The organism is Streptomyces sp. NPDC043738 (assembly GCF_056436545.1).
The window spans coordinates 41590-57468 of the sequence record NZ_JBWKCJ010000013.1 but is presented as its reverse complement, the minus strand read 5'-3'; the positions used below and the strand labels follow the sequence as shown (position 1 = coordinate 57468).

The window sequence follows — 15879 nt, the reverse complement described above, 5'->3', positions numbered from 1 at the left end:
TTTCACTCCTCATTCCAGACGCGCAGCATTCTCGGCGGTCTTGTGACATCAACCTCACGTCGACGGCCGAGGCCGGCCATCTCAGCGAGGTCCATCAGGTAGGGCACGGCGTCCGCTGCCCCCTCTCCGATTTCCTCACTCGCTTTTCGACATGCGTCGAGGACCACCATCACCTTTCCTTGGGGCGCGCAGAGCAGCAGCGGCACATCACTACCATTGGACCGTTTCGCCGCCTTGTCATCCCAGAAGCCAATTTGCTTGTTCAGTATCATCTAGGGCGACAGGGAACGGTCTCGGCGGCCCGCTCAATGCCCAAGAGTTGGCCGATAACACCAGATCAATACTCCACGTTGCGGCGTTGTCCTGCCTATTGGCTCTTCAGCCACGGGGAACTCGCCGCGGTCAGTCGACCGACCCAACTCTTACTGATCACCTCAAGAATGAGCGCATGTCACTTATTAATGGGAAACTCAAGTGGGTCCGGCCGGCTGGGGTGCGTCGCTGCAGGTCAGTGCCCCGCAGGAGGGAACGCCAGGAGTTTCGAGGCAATAACTGCCGGGCCGGTATCTTCAATTGCGGTCACAACTCCGAGCCCGATCGGGCAAGGCTGTCCTACACTGAGGCGAACTGCCGGCGGCTGACCGATCTGAAGGCACGTCCGCCCCGAACCAGCTGTTCCGTAGCAACCCCAACACCCCACACTTCGACGACGGTGAGCGCACAGTCTTTTGAGCGGCGCGGGGAGCAGGGTGCCGCCGTCGCGGTGCCGGACGCCGCGTTCCAGTATTCCGATCCCGAACACGCGTCAGCGGTGTCGAAGACCGTGACCGGCCGAGGCGGCTGGTCGCCATGCCAGTGCGGGACCACACCTTCGAGGACGCCCGAAACTCCCTCGGTACGCGCGGCGTGGGCCCGGACCATCGGCCGGTGCCGAACTGGGCGTCAGCCGGCGAAAGCGGAAAGGGAGAGATGAAGTGAAAGCTTTGGTCCTCGCCGGAGGTTCCGGAACCCGGCTACGGCCGATCACGCACACGTCGGCCAAGCAACTGGTGCCGGTGGCGAACAAACCCGTCCTCTTCTACGGCCTGGAGGCGATCGCCGAGGCCGGGATCACCGACGTCGGCATCGTGGTGGGTGACACCGCGCAGGAGATCCAGCGCGCCGTCGGAGACGGATCGGCCTTCGGCCTGGACGTCACCTACCTGCCCCAGGCAGCTCCGCTCGGCCTGGCGCACGCGGTGCTGATCGCCCACGAGTACCTGGGCGACGAGGACTTCGTCATGTACCTCGGGGACAACTTCCTGATCGGCGGCATCTCGGAGCTGGTCGAGCGGTTCCGCAGGGAGCGCCCCGCGGCCCAGATCATGCTGACCAAGGTCACCGATCCACGTGCGTTCGGCGTCGCGGAGCTGGACACCGAGGGGCGGCTGATCGGCCTCGAGGAGAAGCCCGCGGAGCCCAAGAGCGATCTGGCGCTGGTCGGGGTCTTCCTGTTCACCGCCGCGGTGCACCCGATCGTGGCGGAGCTGACCCCGTCGGACCGGGGCGAGCTGGAGATCAGCCAGGCCATCTCCGGGCTGATCGACGCCGGCCATCCGGTGGCGACGACGATCACCGAGGGCTACTGGAAGGACACCGGCAACGTCGCCGACATGCTAGAGGTGAACCGACTCGTCCTGGAGGCGATGGAGCCCGACCTCGCTGGTGTGGTGCGTGACTCGGAGGTGATCGGCCGGGTGACGGTGGCGCCCGGCGCCGTGGTGCACAATTCGCGCATCGTGGGTCCGGCCGTCGTCGGACCCCGCAGCGTGGTGAAGGACTCCTACCTGGGGCCGTTCACCTCGGTTGCCGAGGACTGCCAGATCATCGACAGCGAACTGGAGTACTCCGTCGTCCTGCGCGGGGCCGCCATCCGCGGAGTGCGGCGCATCGAGGCATCCCTCATCGGCCACGAGGTGGAGGTGACCCCGGCGCCGCGGACGCCACGGGCACATCGTCTGGTCCTCGGCGATCACAGCAAGGTGCAGATATGCGCGTACTCGTAACCGGCGGCGCCGGCTTCATCGGATCGGCCTACGTGCGCGAGCTGCTCTCCGGTGCCTACTCGGCCTGGCAGAGCGCCGAGGTGACCGTACTCGACCTGCTCACGTACGCGGGCAACCTCGCGAACCTGGCGCCGGTGGACGGGCGGTTCACCTTCGTGCACGGCGACATCGGCGATCGCGCTCTGCTGGAGCGGGTGGTGCCAGGGCACGACGTGGTGGTGAGCTTCGCGGCCGAATCCCATGTGGACCGCTCGATCGCGGGAGCCGCCGACTTCGTGCGTACCAACGTGCTCGGTGTGCAGAGGCTCTTCGACGCCTGTCTGGACGCCGGGGTCGGACGCGTCGTGCACGTCTCCACCGACGAAGTCTACGGCTCCATCGGCTCGGGATCCTGGGACGAGACCGCGCCCCTGGCCCCCAACTCGCCGTACGCCGCGTCGAAGGCCAGCAGCGACCTGCTCGCGCGCGCCTATCACGTCACCCACGGGTTGCCCGTGGTCATCACCCGGTGCGGCAACAACTACGGCCCCTACCAACACCCGGAGAAGGTCATACCTCGGTTCGTGACCCGGCTGCTCACCGGGGGCACGGTGCCGCTCTACGGGGACGGCGGGAACGTGCGGGACTGGATCCACGTCACCGACCACTGCTGGGGCATCCAGGTCGCCGCCGAGCGGGGATCGGCCGGCGAGGTGTACCACGTCGCCGGTACCCACGAGCTGACCAACGTCGAGCTCACGGATCGGCTCCTGGCCGCCTGCGGGGCGGGCTGGGACAAGGTGGAGAAGGTGCCGGACCGCCCCGGTCACGATCGACGGTATTCCCTGACCGACGGGAAACTGCGGGCACTTGGCTATGCGCCCCGGGTCTCGTTCGAGGAAGGGCTGGCCGAGACCGTCCGTTGGTACGCCGAGAATGTCACGTGGTGGCAGAAGACCGGTCCGTGCTGAGTATCCCGCCACTGCCGGGCAAGTGGACAGTTCACGCTCTTACGCAACAGCACTATAGTTGCTTCTGTGACGGAAACTGAAAATGAGATCAATGCGGATCTGATTGCAGAGTTACTCCGCGAACAGCACCCCGACCTGGCCGACTTGCCGCTGACGTTCGGTGCTCGTGGCTGGGACAACCAGTTGTGGAGGCTTGGTGACGAGCTCGCGGTCCGGCTGCCCTGGGCCACTGAGGACGCAGACGAGCTGCTCCTGAAGGAGCACACCTTCCTGCCTGCCCTGGCGCCGCGTCTTCCCTTGAAGGTGCCTGTTCCGCAGCGTCTGGGGCAGCCTTCCGGGCGGTTCCCGCGCCATTGGATAGTTACCACCTGGGTCGCCGGTGAACCTGCTGACCGCGCCCCTGCGACTCGCGGAGTCGAGGCAGCCGACACCTTGGCGGCTTTCCTGACAGCCCTGCATCAGCCCGCGCCCGACGACGCGCCTCGTGGCCGGAACCGAGGTGGTCCGCTGGCTGACGCCGACGAAGGCTTTGCGCATTTCCTGAAGGAGACGATAAACCTCGGGTTGATTTCCAACCCGGATGCCGTTCGCGAGGTCTGGAATGACGCGCTGGCTGCGCCTGACTGGACAGGTCCGTTGGTGTGGCTGCACGGAGACTTGCATCCGGCCAACATTCTGACAAAAGACGGCAACTTCTGCGGCGTGGTCGACTTTGGCGACTTGTGCGCGGGAGACCCGGCCTGTGACCTGGCCGCCGGCTGGCTGCTTCTGCCGGATGGGGCAATCGACCGATTCCACCAGAGCTACTCGCCGGCCGCTGACGCCGCGACCCTGCGCCGCGCTCGCGGCTGGGCACTGCTCAAAGCACTCGCATGCCTACTCATTGGCGACAACGGAGTCCATGGCCGCCCGGGCGGAAAGGCCACTTGGGGACCGCCGGCGGACGCAGCCCTGCAACGCCTCACCGCGACTCGCCCCTGAGGGTTCCTCACACGACGTGTTGAGCCGTCTCCCTTCGGGTGGGGGGGCCGGCTAGCCGGGTGTGAGTAACTGGAACAACGCAGGGCGCTCAAGGACGGACTAAAACTGGCCGGAGTCCGGTCGGCCGAGGACGACCGGACTCCAAGCACCACGTGATCCGCGAGGCCACCGGCATCCCCCGGGCCGTCACACTGTCGGGCGGCAACCATCACCCGGCTCAACCCCTGCTGGAAGCCGTCCCGCCGATCCGTGGCAGGTGCGCCCAACCACGCCGCTGCCCAGCCCAGTTGTACGCAGACCGCGGCTATGACCATGACTGCCGGCGCCGCCTGCTCGTGCACGAAGCCTTCCTGGGACTTGCATGCGCACTCATCTGCCGGCGCCGCCTGCGACCCACGTGGCGTCAGGAACTCTAAGAGGCCGCATCTCCCGTTGGCCTTGATCCAGCCGACCCGTCGACTCGCGGGTCCCAGACCCGCCCCCGTCAGGCCAGGCTGTCCCGCCACGCCTGGTGCAGCTCGGCGAAGCGGCCACGCCCGGCTACGAGTTCGGCAGGAGTGCCGTCCTCGACGATACGGCCGTCGGCCATCACCAACACCCGGTCGGCGATCTCCACCGTGGACAGACGGTGCGCGATGACCACCGCCGTACGCCCGTGCAGCACGGTCCGCATGGCGTGCTGCACGGCCCGCTCGCCGGGGATGTCGAGCGAGCTCGTCGCCTCGTCCAGGATCAGCACGCCGGGGTCGGCCAGCAGGGCGCGCGCGAGGCTGACCAACTGGCGCTGGCCCGCCGAGATCCGGCCGCCCCGTTTGCGTACGTCGGTGTCGTACCCGGCCGGCAGTGCCGTGATGAAGTCGTGTGCGCCGATCGCCTTCGCGGCGTGCTCGATCTCTTCCCGGGTGGCGTCCGGCCGGCCGATCGCGATGTTCTCCGCGACCGTGCCGGAGAACAGAAACGCCTCCTGGGTGACCATGACCACGCCACGGCGCAGATCCGCGCCGGACAGCTCACGCAGGTCGACGCCGTCGAGGAGGACCCGACCGCTGGTGGGGTCGTAGAAGCGGGCCAGCAGCTTGGCGAGGGTGGACTTCCCCGCGCCAGTGGGGCCGACGACGGCCACCGTGCGGCCCGCCGCGAGCGTCAGGCTGAAGCGCGGCAGAACCTCGCCGCCAGTGCGGTAGGCGAAACGTACGGAGTCGAGGACCAACGCGCGGCCGGGGCCCGCGCCACGTGGCCGGGGCAGGGGGACGGGCGCCTCCGCCTCGGGGACCCCAGGGCGCTGGGCGAGCAGTCCAGCGACCTTCTCCAGGGAGGCGGCCGCCGCCTGGTAGGTGTTGAGCAACATCCCTAGCCGGTCGATGGGGTCGTACAGCCGCCGCAGATACAGCGCCGCCCCGACCAACCCCCCCAGTGCCAGGGCGTCGGTGGCCACCCGGTAGGCGCTCCACAGCATCAGCACGGCCACCGCGGTGTTGGCGACCAGACGGGAGGAGGCCACATAGCGTGCCATCTCCAAGGTCGCGTCACCGCTGACACGTTCGTGCCGCTTGTTGAGCGCGGCGAACGCCTCGTCGTTGGCCGGTTCGCGGCGGAATGCTCGCACCGGGCGGATGCCGTTGAGGGTTTCGGCGAACTTCACGACGACGGCAGCGGTGGCCGTGGACTTTCTGCGGTAGGCACGCATCGAGCGCCGTTGGAGGGAGCGCACGAAGTAGGCGAGCAGTGGGGTGGAGACGAGCGCGGCGGCGCCCAGGCCCCAGTCCAGGTACAGCAGCATCGCCCCGATGTAGACCGTGGACAGGGCTATGGCGATCAGCTCCTGCAGGCCGTTGCCGTTGTTGAGCAGCGCGCGCAGGTTCTCGACGTCGGCGGTGGCCCGGGCGATCAGGCGGCCCGAGGTGTAGCGCTCGTGGAAGTCCAGGCTGAGGGCCTGCGAGTGCCGGAAGATGCGGGTACGCAGCTCCAGCAGCACGTCCTGGCCGAGGCGCCCGGAAAGCTGGATGAAGCCGTACTGCAGGCCACCGGCGGCCGCCGCGCACAGCAGATACGCCGTCGCCACGGCCAGCAGCGGTCCCGTGTCGTGGCGCCGGAGGGCGGGCACGGCGCGGTCGATGGCGAACGCGACCAGCAGCGGACCCGCCTGCACGGCCGCCTGCTGTAACAGGACCAGCAGGGCCGCCACCCACACTGGGCGGGAGTGTGGGCGCAGCAGGGAGCCCAACAGGGTTCGAGAGGCGCCCTTGGGCGCGGGGAGCGCGTCCTGGTCGAAGGGGTCGTCGGGCCCGGAGTTCGGGGCGGCGGTGTCAAGGGGGTTGGCGTCGGTGGAGGCTGGGTCGGTAGCGGCGTCAGCGGCGGCTTCGGTGTCGGCCGGCCCGGTGCCCGTGCCACACCCCTGCGGGCCGTCCCGCCCGTCCGCCTGTCCTGTGGTCGCGCTCGTGGTCATCCGATGCCGTCCCTCTCCTCGCCTCGCGTGCCGGTACGGGCCTCAGGGCCGGCTGTCACGGCCGCGGTGCCGACGGCCGGGGAAGGTGCAGGACCCTCTGGACCGCCCGACATCAGGGCCGCGTACTCGGCGCTGCCCCGCAGCAGTTCGTGATGGGTGCCGACCGCGGCGATCCGCCCCCCGGAGAGCAGGGCCACCCGGTCGGCGAGCAGGACCGTGGACGGGCGGTGCGCCACGATCAGGGCGGTGGTCTGCGCCAGCACGCGTCGCAGCGCCTCTTCGACCATGGCCTCGGTCCGGATGTCCAGCGCGGAGAGGGGATCGTCCAGGATCAGATAGCGCGGCCGTGCGACGACGGCGCGGGCCAGCGCCAGCCGCTGCCGCTGGCCGCCCGACAGGCTCAGCCCCTGCTCGCCGACCTGGGTCCGCAGTCCGTGCGGAAGCGCGGACACGAACTCCTCGGCCTGGGCGACCTCCAGGGCGCGCAGCAGATCGGTGTCCGTGAGCCCCTCCCCGCCCATCAGGATGTTCTCGGCCACCGTCGCGGAGAACAGCGTCGCTTCCTCGAAGGCGACGCTGACCTGCGTCCGCAGCTCCTCCCGTGTCAGCGAGGCGATGTTCCGGCCGTCGAGCAGAATCCGGCCGCCGGTGGGCTCATAGAGCCGCGGGACCAGTGCGGTGAGGGTGGTCTTGCCGCTGCCCGTGACGCCGACCAGGGCCATGGTCTCACCGGGCCGGACCCGCAGATCGACGCCGCGCAGGGTGGCCGGGGCGTCCTGCGATGCGTCCGGGTAGCGGAACTCCACGCCCTCGAAGGCCAGCTCGCCGGGCCTCGTTCCGCCGCCCGCCCCGGGCGCCTTCCCCTCGACCGCCGCGCCGCGTGCCTCGCCCGCGCCGCGCGTCGCCCGGTCCGTTGCCACTCCTGCCTCTGCTGCCGTCGCCGGCGCTCCGGCAGCCGCCTGCGGCGCCCCGGGCACGGCTCTTGCCGCCGTGACCGCCGCCGCTCCTTCCCGCTCCGTGCGCTCGTCCATCACCTCGAAGTAGCGCTCGGTGGCCGTGGCCGCTTCGTTGCTCATCGCCAGCAGGAAGCCGATCGACTCCGTCGGCCAGCGCAGCGTCAGCACCGTGGACAAAAAAGCGACCAGCGTGCCCGGCGAGAGCCCGCCCTCGGCCACCTGCACCGTGCCGAGCACCAGCGCCGCGCCAATGGCGAGCTCCGGGAGCACGGTCATGACCGCCCAGATCGCGGCCATCAGCCGCGCTTTGCGCAGCTCGCTCGTACGCACCTGCCGGGCCAGCGAGGCGAAGGCGCGGGCCTGGCTGCGGTGGCGGCCGAAGCCCTTGACGATCCGTATTCCGAGGACCGACTCCTCCACCACCGTGGTCAGATCGCCCACTTGGTCCTGGGCCCGGCGCGAGGCGACGAGATACCGCGTCTCGAAGACGGAACACAGCACCACCAGCGGCAGCACCGGAGTGAGCAGCACCAGCCCCAGTGTCCAGCGCTGCTCCAGCAGGATCACAAAGCCGATGAGGATGGTCATGCCGTTCACCGCCAGGTACGCCAGCGGGAAGGTCAGGAACATCCGGATCAGGTTGAGGTCGGTCGTGCCTCGGGAGAGCAGCTGGCCCGATGACCAGTGGTCGTGGAAGGACATCGGAAGCCGCTGTACGCGCTGGTACAGGGCGTCGCGCAGCGACGCCTCGACCCCGGCCAGCGGGCGCGCCACCAGCCAGCGCCGCAGCCCGGACAGCCCGGCCTCGGCAACCCCGAGCACCAGCAGGTAGGCGCCGCCCAGCCAGACACCGTCCGGATCGCCCTCCGCGACGGGTCCGTCCACCATCCATTTGAGCACCAGGGGGATGACCAGCCCGGTGCAGGAGGCGAGCAACGCGACGAACACCGAGGTGAACAGCCGCCCACGCACCGGCCGGACGAACGGCCACAGCCTCAACAGGGCCCGGATGGCGGATCGTTGGGACGAGGAGGGCTCGGGAGGCGCCGCCGCGCCGGGCGTATCGATCATCAGTAGCACTCCGTTCCGGCTGCGGCGAGGACGGCGCGGCGCGTCAACACCCTGGCAAGGTGGGCCCGGTACTCGGGCGAGCGGTCCGGGTCCGACGACGTCGGCGAGGTGCCCTCAGTCACCGCCTCGACGGCCCGCCCCACGGCCTCCGCAGTGGCGTCCGCACCGACCAGGGCCGCCTCGGCGGTGGACGCCCGCAGCGGAGTGACGCCCATGTTGGTCAGCGCGATACGCGCCTCGGCGATGCCGGCGCTCTCGCGGCGTACCGCCACGGCCACCCCGACCAGCGTGGGGGCCTGCGCGGAGAGGTGGAACTTCTCATAGCGGAAGCCCCAGCCCCCCTCCCCCAGCTTGGGCACCCGGACCTCGACGAGCAGTTCGTCGGGCTCCAGCGCGGTCGTCAGGTCATCGACGAAGAACTCGGCGGCCGAGATGGTGCGCCGCCCGCGCGGGCCCTCCGCCACCAGCTCGCCGTTCAGCGCCAGTACCACCGGCGGCAGGTCGCCGGCCGGGTCGGCGTGGGTGACGGAGCCACCAAGGGTGCCACGGTGGCGAACGGCGGGGTCGCCGACCGTCTCCGTCGCGGTGGCCAGCAGCGGGGCGTGGCGTTGCACCAGCTCGTCGTGGATGACGTCGTGGTGGGTGGTCATGGCGCCGATGACGAGCGAGTCTCCCTCCTCCTGGACGCCGCGAAGCTGCGGCACCCGGTTGATGTCGACCAGCAACTTCGGAGAGGCACGTCGCAGTCGCAGCATCGGCAGCAGACTCTGACCGCCGGCCAGCACCTTCGCCTCCTCGCCGCTCTGGGCCAGCATACGGACGGCCTGCCCAACGCTCTCCGGGCATGCGTAGTCGAATGCCGCGGGGATCATGCTGCCCTACCTTTCAACTGGGCCTCCGGTCGTGCGGAAGGTCCGGGGGACGCGAACGGGGCGATGACGGTCCTCATCCCTGCTGCTCGTGACGGCTCGGGGTGCAGTGGGGACGCCCGACTGCTTCAGCGCCGGGGCGACGTCGATGTGGTCGCTCCTGGCGTGCGCCCGGCGGAACCGTGCCGTGCCGATCTCGCCCGGGATGGTGGGCTCCATGGTGGTCATGCCCACGCCTCGTCACCACGCGTGGTCGGCTCCTCCGCGGCTCCCTGCCCGGCAGCCGCAGCGAGTACGGCCTTGACGATGTTCTGGTAGCCGGTGCAACGGCAGAGGTTGCCCTTCAGCGCGCGCCGGACCTCCTCGGGGCTGGGATCGGGGTTGTGCCGCAGCAGATCGCGGGCCGCCATGATCATTCCGGGAGTGCAGTAGCCGCACTGCAGGGCATGCTGCTCGTGGAACGTCCGCTGCAGCGGATGCCACTCGCCGTCCCGCGCGAGCCCTTGGATGGTGGTCACCTGACCGCCGTCCGCCTGCACCGCCAGGACCGAGCAGCTCTTGACGCTCACCCCGTCGAGGTCGACGGTGCATGCCCCGCAGTTTCCGGTGTCGCAGCCGGCCGAGGTTCCGGTCAGGCCCAGCCTGTCCCGCAGGTAGTGGACAAGGAGGAGCCTGGGTTCCACCTCGTGCTCGTATGTCGTGCCGTCCACGTGCACCGAGATGCGGTTCATGTGATCTCCCTCGAGGTAGGACGAGTACCGCCGACGAGGTTTGACGTGCACGGAACGACCACTCCCCATTCTCGGAGCGCTACGGCATCGACTCCCGTGGCGGCACCGATGCCGGCCCCGGATTTCCGACTCCCCGTCCCGGCGGCTCCCGCTGCCGACCTCGCCCTGCACGTCAAGGTCACCGCGCCGTGCACATACCCACCGCCGCCGGCCCCGTCACCGCCGGTCCGACCTGTCGCCGTGGGGTCCGGCGCTCGGAGCCCGAAAGATGCCGTCGATCATCAGCATCTGACCGGTCGCGTTGTCGCCGCTGTGGTTCTGCTCCAGGGCGACCGCCGAGAAGCCCCGTTCGCTCAGGAAGTTCAACACCTCGCGGAACGTCGGCGCGTCATGGTGCATGTCGACCAACGACAGTTCGAGTTCGAGCAGTGCGATGCGGTCGAGGACCGGACCCGCACCCTCCAGGACGGACAGTTCGGCGCCCTCCACATCCAGTTTCAGGTACACCCGGCGCCCGTCGCAGCCCAGTTCATCCCAGAGCGAGCGGAGCGATCGCATCGGGACCAGCTCCGTACCGGCCTCGACGTCGTCGGGCCACACCCGGGAGTGCAGCTCAGTCCGCCGGAAGAGGGACGAGCCGAGCGACGTACGCGTTAGGTGCAACAGGACTTCGCCGTCCTCCGGCCCGAGTGCCACGTTGTGGCAGTGCCAGTCGTCGTCCGACCGGGCGGCTTCGGACAGTACGCCGAAAGTCGCGGACGCCGGCTCGAACGAGAATATCTCCCCGCGAAAACCACATTGGCGCGTCCACTTCGCGTACTGGCCGCCATTCGCACCGCCGTCGATGACCACATCGATGTCCTGGAGAAGAATGCGTCGCCTTTCCTGAGAAGTCATCAAGTTCTCGGTGTGCGGGGGGAGATCCTGTACACCGCGTGGTGCTGGACGTATCACGACAGCCTCGCTCTCGGCAGGCGGATTGGTGGGGTTCGGTACTGCCCGTGGGGCTGCCGGGCGGGAAGCCGACCTCGCGGCCGACGGGCCGGGCCACGCTGCGGCGCCTCCTGCCCGCCAGTGATCTGGTCGCCGTTCAACGCTGAGACCGGCGCTCATCGCCCGCTTCCCTGATCGCAGCCCAGACGCGACTCGGCGTCATCGGCATGTCGATGTGTCGGACACCGAGGTGAGCGAGCGCGTCGACGACCGCGTTCTGCACCGCGGGAGTGGAACCGATCGTCCCCGCTTCACCGATTCCCTTGACGCCTAGGAGATTCACGTCCGTGGGGGTCTCGCCGGCTTCCAGTTCGAAGTCAGGCAGATCGGAGGCGGCGACGGCCCCGTAGTCCGCGAGCGTCGCGTTGAGCGGGTTGCCGTCTTCGGCGTAGCGCACTTCCTCGAACAACGCCTGGCCGATCCCTTGCGCGATGCCGCCGTGGCGCTGGCCTTCGGCGAGGACCGGGGCGAGGACCGGTCCCGCGTCGTCCACGGTGACGTGGCGGAGCAGCGAGGTCATCCCCGTCTCGGTGTCGACCTCGACGACCGAGAGGTGCGCACCGAACGGAAACGTCGGCTGATCCGAGTCGAACTCGACGTCGGCGCTGATCTCCATCTCGGCGTGCTCGACCAGCTGGGCCCAGGTCAGGGATCGGCCGGGGCTGCCTGCCGTGTGCCAAGTACCCGTACCGGTGTCGAGAGTGACGTCGGACATACGGGCCTCGAGGAGGTCGGCGGCGTGTCGCCGGGCCTGGTTCCTGACCTCGGAGGCGGCCTTGACGACCGCGGACCCGCCGAGCTGCAGCGACCGGCTCGAGTAGGTGCCGACGGCCTTCGGGATGAGGTCGGTGTCGCCGTGCACAACGGTGATCAGGTCCATCGGGATACCAAGCTCGGCCTCGACCAGCAACGCCCAGGCGGTGTGGTGCCCCTGCCCCTGCGCCGAGCTACCGGTCAGGACCGTGGCCCGTCCCTTGCCGTCCACGATCACCTTGGCGGTCTCACCACCGCCACCGGTCATCTCCACGTAGACGCAGATACCGATGCCGAGCACGTTCACGCACCCGTTGTCCCTGCGGGCGGCCTGCTCGGCCCTGAGCCGGGGGTAGTCGGCGGCACGGAGGACCTTGTCGAGGGCCGCCTCGTACGCACCGGAGTCATAGCGGGCCCCCGTCCTGGTGCGGAACGGGAACGCGTCCGCGGCGATGACGTTGCGGCGGCGGACCTCGGCCGGATCCATGCCGATCTCGGCGGCGAACAGGTCCACCGCTCGCTCGACGGCGGCCGTGGCCTCCGGCCGGCCCGCACCGCGGTACTTGTTGACGGGGGTCGCGTTCGTGACGACGACGCGGAAACCGGTCTGCACGTGCGGGATGTCGTACACACCGGGCGCCATCGTGCAGGTCACGGGGGCGAGGGTGCTGGTGCGCGGGTAGGCACCCGCGTCCTGGACGACGTCGAGGCGGTACGCCGTGATCGTGCCGTCACGAGTGCCGCCGAGCTTGACACGGTTCAGCTGGGCACGGCCCTGAGTCATGGCGACGAGGTTCTCGGCGCGGCTCTCCGCCCACCGCACCGCGGTTCTCGACTTCCACGCGGCCCAGGCGACGACGATGGCGTCCCGGTCGATGCCGATCTTCGCGCCGAAACCACCGCCAACATCAGGGACGATCACCCGGATCGCGTCGGGCGAGATGCCCAGGGACGCGGCCAGGGTGCTCCGGCAGCGCTGGGCGTTCTGGCTGCTGTGCCAGACGGTGAGCCGCGTGCCGTCGAAGGCCGCCGCAGTGGCACGGCACTCCATCGGGACACAGGCCACGCGGTGGTTCACGATCTCTCGCTCGACGACCACGTCCGCATCGGCGAAGACGGCGTCGTCATAGGTATCGCGGTCCCGCTGGTCGGCGACGTTGGTCCCGGCCTCCTCGAACAGGAGGGTGTCGTCGAGCATCGCCTGAGCGTGGCCCACGACGGCGGGGAGCTGCTCGTAGTGCACGTCGACGAGCTCCGCGACATCCTGCCCGTCGTACTGCGCGGCGGTGAGCACGACCGCGACCGGCTCGCCCACGAACCGGACCTTCTCCCCGGCGAGCAGAGGCTCGGCGAAGCACCCGCCGCCGTACTCCGACTGCCGGAAGGGCTGCGGTGCGGGGAGGTCGGTCAAATCCGCGGCCGTGTAGACGGCCACCACGCCAGGGTGGGCTTCCGCCCGGGAGGTGTCGATGCCGGTGATGAGCGCATGCGCGACCGGGGAACGTACAAAGGTCACGTACGCCGCCCCCATGAGCTCGGGTACCCGCAGGTCGTCGACGTAGACGCCGCCCGAGGTGAGCAGCCGCGGGTCCTCCACCCGGTTCACCCGGGTGCCGAATACGCTCATGCGGCGGCGCCCGGGGTCGTGGTGGTGACCAGACAGCGGCACGCCATCGGCGACTCGATGGTCCACTCCCCCGACAGGTCCAGCTCGGCGTGCACATACCCGGCCACCTGCTCGTCCACGGCGCGCCCGGCCTCGGGCGGCAGCGCGAACGCACCGGTGCCGGCGGCGAGGTCGACCACCGTCTCGCAGCCGTCCGGGAGGAGCCGGTCCAGGGCCGCTGTCGGCACGCCAGGCCGACAGCCTTCGTAACGATCGGCTGTCTCGCCGAAGGACAGTAGGCGCGTTGCGCTACCGGCCATGCCCCTCCCTTCTCAGCTCCCACGGCTCTCAGTCGGGACGTGCCGCGTTCTTGTCGACCTTCTCCTTGACCTCGTGCTGCAGGTCGAGACCGGTCATCTCGGCGATGCTCGTCACGTAGAGCACGACATCGGCCAGTTCCTCCCCAAGGGTCCCTTTCCCCTTCCGCCACGCGGTGAAGGCCGCGGACGCCTTTTCCTGGAGCATGCAGAACTCCAGTGGCACGTCGGTGGTGTTGTAGCCCTTCAGTACCTTGTTGTCCCAGACGAGTCGTTGCAGCGAACTTAGGTCCATGCATTTCTCCCAGAGGACGAGCGCGCTCCACTCATTGGAATTCGATCCAATAGTCCCGTTCAGCCGTCGCCGTGCCTAGTTGGCCCTTCGGCCACGGGACATCAGCCGGGTCGCTGAAGTCGTCTCGGCAACGTGCCGGTTGCGGGAGGCGAGGGCCCGACCCCGTCGACCGGGGCGGGCCGGGCCGATCCGCCAATGACGAAGAGTCGGTAGACGTGTGGTCATGCACCCCAGCAGACTGCGGATTGCACGAAAAACGCCCGTCCGTCAAATGCGGCGTACACAATCAGGCGCTCACGAGTCGCCCCGGTAAATGGGCGGGTCTGCAATCCCGCGCGGCCGGACCGCCCTGGCCGTCCGCCGTACACACCTGGGCCCCGAGCGCTCCACGCTCTGCCGCCCACCACCGCCTCACCACGCACACAGCCGACCACGCCCACCCGCCCGCGGGCAGCACCTCCTCATCGAACTCGAAGCGCGTGACGCCTTCGACTTCCGCAACCGAGTCAACCAAGGCCTCCGGAACGCTGTACCAACACTTGCCGGAGCCGACGAGAGGCGTACCCCCCAATTGACTTCGAAGACCCAAATAGGCGCACTTTCGGGAACCATGGGATGACTGACATCAGGGAGCTCCGCAAGGTCGTCGATCGATTCCGTACTCACGAGAGGAAGGCAGCCGCCGCCGTCAATCTCGTGCCGAGCGAGAACAAGCTGTCGCCGCTGGCCCAAATGCCGCTCAGCAGCGACTACTACAACCGATACTTCTTCAACGACGCTTTGGATCCGGGTTTCTGGCAGTTCCGGGGCGGCCAGGAGGTCGCCGAGATCGAGACGGAACTGGCCCGCGGCCACCTGAGCCGGCTCGGTCGCGCTCCGTACGTCAACGAGCGACCCATATCAGGGCTGTCGGCCATGATGATGGCCATGGCGGGCCTCGGCGGGAAGCCGGGCGGAACGGTCGTATCCATCGACGCCGCATCCGGCGGGCATTACGCCACCGCCGACATGGCGCGCCGGCTCGGCTTCGAGTCGGCCACCGTTCCCGTCGTTCGCGGCCGGGTCGACGAGCAACGGCTCGGGCAGGTCCTCCGCGAGCGCGAACCCGAACTGGTCTATCTGGACCTCCAGAACAGCCGCCACGAGCTGGAGGTGTCCCACGTCGCGGGCCTCATCAAGGCGCACTCCCCGCGAACGCTCCTGCACGTCGACTGCAGCCACACGATGGGGCTGATCCTCGGCGCCGCCCTGGGCAACCCGCTCGACGCCGGCGCCGACACCATGGGCGGCTCCACGCACAAGAGCTTTCCTGGGCCGCACAAGGGAGTGCTGTTCACCCGGAGCCCCGAGCTCCACCAGCGGCTGAAGGACGCGCAGTTCACGATGCTCAGCAGTCACCACTTCGCCGAGACGCTCGCACTGGGGCTCGCCGCCGCGGAGTTCCGCCACTTCGGTCAGGCCTACGCGGAACAGGTGATCGCAAACGCGCGGCTCTTCAGCAAGCTGCTCGCAGCGGACGGGTTCGACGTCGCCGCGGACGAGAACGGCCACGCTACAAGCACCCACCAGGTCTGGGTGAAGATCGGGGACGCGGAACAGACCGACCGCTTCTCCGAGTCCCTCTACGACCACGGGATCCGGGTCAACGTCCAGGTGGACCTCCCCGGCCTGCCCGGCCCGGTGCTCCGCCTGGGGGTCAACGAGCTCACCTTCATGGGGGGACGAGAGGCCGCCGTCCATTCGCTGGCCGAGGAGTTCGGCAACGCGCGGGCCGGCGTCCGCCGCGACGGCGGCGGCTACCGGCGAGTCCGCGAACAGTGCGGCCCTCCCTTCTATTTCGTCGAGTTCTCCTGACTGGATGGTGCT

The 15879-nt window shown here is 69.1% G+C and carries 13 protein-coding genes and 1 pseudogene; 5 read left to right on the top strand and 9 right to left on the bottom strand.

Going from position 1 to position 15879, the window contains the following annotated elements; all coding sequences use genetic code 11:
* Nucleotides 1-2: 2 nt before the first annotated feature.
* On the bottom strand, nucleotides 3-272 hold the full coding sequence (locus AC0680_RS18750) for a hypothetical protein (protein WP_478629864.1): 270 nt from the start codon (nucleotides 270-272) through the stop codon (nucleotides 3-5).
* 702 nt (nucleotides 273-974) lie between these two features.
* On the opposite strand from AC0680_RS18750, the gene AC0680_RS18745 reads away from it, so the two are divergent.
* From AC0680_RS18745 to AC0680_RS18730, 4 genes and pseudogenes are all read left to right on the top strand, one after another.
* A complete protein-coding gene (locus AC0680_RS18745; protein ID WP_478629862.1) occupies nucleotides 975-2045 on the top strand; it encodes a glucose-1-phosphate thymidylyltransferase in 1071 nt (356 codons plus the stop codon).
* On the top strand, nucleotides 2030-2995 hold the full coding sequence (gene rfbB, locus AC0680_RS18740) for a dTDP-glucose 4,6-dehydratase (protein WP_478629859.1): 966 nt from the start codon (nucleotides 2030-2032) through the stop codon (nucleotides 2993-2995). The genes AC0680_RS18745 and rfbB overlap by 16 nt, the downstream gene beginning before the upstream one ends.
* Before the next feature lie 66 nt (nucleotides 2996-3061).
* The gene (locus tag AC0680_RS18735) at nucleotides 3062-3976 is read left to right on the top strand and encodes an aminoglycoside phosphotransferase family protein (RefSeq protein WP_478629856.1); all 915 of its coding nucleotides are present in this window, start codon (nucleotides 3062-3064) and stop codon (nucleotides 3974-3976) included.
* A gap of 101 nt (nucleotides 3977-4077) precedes the next feature.
* Nucleotides 4078-4392: pseudogene (locus AC0680_RS18730) on the top strand (IS5/IS1182 family transposase); the annotation flags it as partial.
* A gap of 68 nt (nucleotides 4393-4460) precedes the next feature.
* On the opposite strand, the gene AC0680_RS18725 reads toward AC0680_RS18730, so the two are convergent.
* The 8 genes from AC0680_RS18725 to AC0680_RS18690 form a co-directional block, all read right to left on the bottom strand.
* Nucleotides 4461-6422: an ABC transporter ATP-binding protein gene (locus tag AC0680_RS18725; protein WP_478629854.1), complete on the bottom strand. Its 1962-nt coding sequence runs from the start codon at nucleotides 6420-6422 to the stop codon at nucleotides 4461-4463.
* On the bottom strand, nucleotides 6419-8449 hold the full coding sequence (locus AC0680_RS18720; RefSeq protein WP_478629851.1) for an ABC transporter ATP-binding protein: 2031 nt from the start codon (nucleotides 8447-8449) through the stop codon (nucleotides 6419-6421). Before AC0680_RS18720 ends, AC0680_RS18725 begins: the two co-directional genes overlap by 4 nt.
* Entirely contained in the window at nucleotides 8449-9321 is an 873-nt protein-coding gene (locus tag AC0680_RS18715) for an FAD binding domain-containing protein (protein WP_478629848.1), read from the bottom strand. Before AC0680_RS18715 ends, AC0680_RS18720 begins: the two co-directional genes overlap by 1 nt.
* Nucleotides 9322-9542: 221 nt before the next feature.
* Nucleotides 9543-10049 (bottom strand): (2Fe-2S)-binding protein, encoded by a 507-nt coding sequence (locus tag AC0680_RS18710; RefSeq protein WP_478629845.1) that lies wholly within the window; start codon nucleotides 10047-10049, stop codon nucleotides 9543-9545.
* 216 nt (nucleotides 10050-10265) lie between these two features.
* Nucleotides 10266-10901, bottom strand: coding sequence for an FkbM family methyltransferase (locus AC0680_RS18705; protein ID WP_478629843.1), 636 nt, complete (start codon nucleotides 10899-10901; stop codon nucleotides 10266-10268).
* Nucleotides 10902-11139: 238 nt separating this feature from the next.
* Complete coding sequence (locus AC0680_RS18700; protein ID WP_478629840.1) at nucleotides 11140-13422, bottom strand: xanthine dehydrogenase family protein molybdopterin-binding subunit; 2283 nt, start codon at nucleotides 13420-13422, stop codon at nucleotides 11140-11142.
* Nucleotides 13419-13649, bottom strand: coding sequence for a hypothetical protein (locus AC0680_RS18695; protein WP_478629838.1), 231 nt, complete (start codon nucleotides 13647-13649; stop codon nucleotides 13419-13421). The genes AC0680_RS18700 and AC0680_RS18695 overlap by 4 nt, the downstream gene beginning before the upstream one ends.
* A gap of 100 nt (nucleotides 13650-13749) precedes the next feature.
* The gene (locus tag AC0680_RS18690) at nucleotides 13750-14013 is read right to left on the bottom strand and encodes a nucleoside triphosphate pyrophosphohydrolase family protein (protein ID WP_478629835.1); all 264 of its coding nucleotides are present in this window, start codon (nucleotides 14011-14013) and stop codon (nucleotides 13750-13752) included.
* 615 nt (nucleotides 14014-14628) lie between these two features.
* On the opposite strand from AC0680_RS18690, the gene AC0680_RS18685 reads away from it, so the two are divergent.
* The gene (locus AC0680_RS18685; protein WP_478629833.1) at nucleotides 14629-15867 is read left to right on the top strand and encodes a PLP-dependent aminotransferase family protein; all 1239 of its coding nucleotides are present in this window, start codon (nucleotides 14629-14631) and stop codon (nucleotides 15865-15867) included.
* The last annotated feature ends 12 nt before the right edge of the window (nucleotides 15868-15879 follow it).

Bases quoted from the DNA above. Each gene is read 5' to 3' on its own strand.
- AC0680_RS18750 (WP_478629864.1), bottom strand. From the start codon at position 272: ATGATACTGAACAAGCAAATTGGCTTCTGGGATGACAAGGCGGCGAAA.
- rfbB (WP_478629859.1), top strand. From the start codon at position 2,030: ATGCGCGTACTCGTAACCGGCGGCGCCGGCTTCATCGGATCGGCCTAC.
- AC0680_RS18725 (WP_478629854.1), bottom strand. From the start codon at position 6,422: ATGACCACGAGCGCGACCACAGGACAGGCGGACGGGCGGGACGGCCCG.
- AC0680_RS18720 (WP_478629851.1), bottom strand. From the start codon at position 8,449: ATGATCGATACGCCCGGCGCGGCGGCGCCTCCCGAGCCCTCCTCGTCC.
- AC0680_RS18715 (WP_478629848.1), bottom strand. From the start codon at position 9,321: ATGATCCCCGCGGCATTCGACTACGCATGCCCGGAGAGCGTTGGGCAG.
- AC0680_RS18710 (WP_478629845.1), bottom strand. From the start codon at position 10,049: ATGAACCGCATCTCGGTGCACGTGGACGGCACGACATACGAGCACGAG.
- AC0680_RS18700 (WP_478629840.1), bottom strand. From the start codon at position 13,422: ATGAGCGTATTCGGCACCCGGGTGAACCGGGTGGAGGACCCGCGGCTG.
- AC0680_RS18690 (WP_478629835.1), bottom strand. From the start codon at position 14,013: ATGGACCTAAGTTCGCTGCAACGACTCGTCTGGGACAACAAGGTACTG.
- AC0680_RS18685 (WP_478629833.1), top strand. From the start codon at position 14,629: ATGACTGACATCAGGGAGCTCCGCAAGGTCGTCGATCGATTCCGTACT.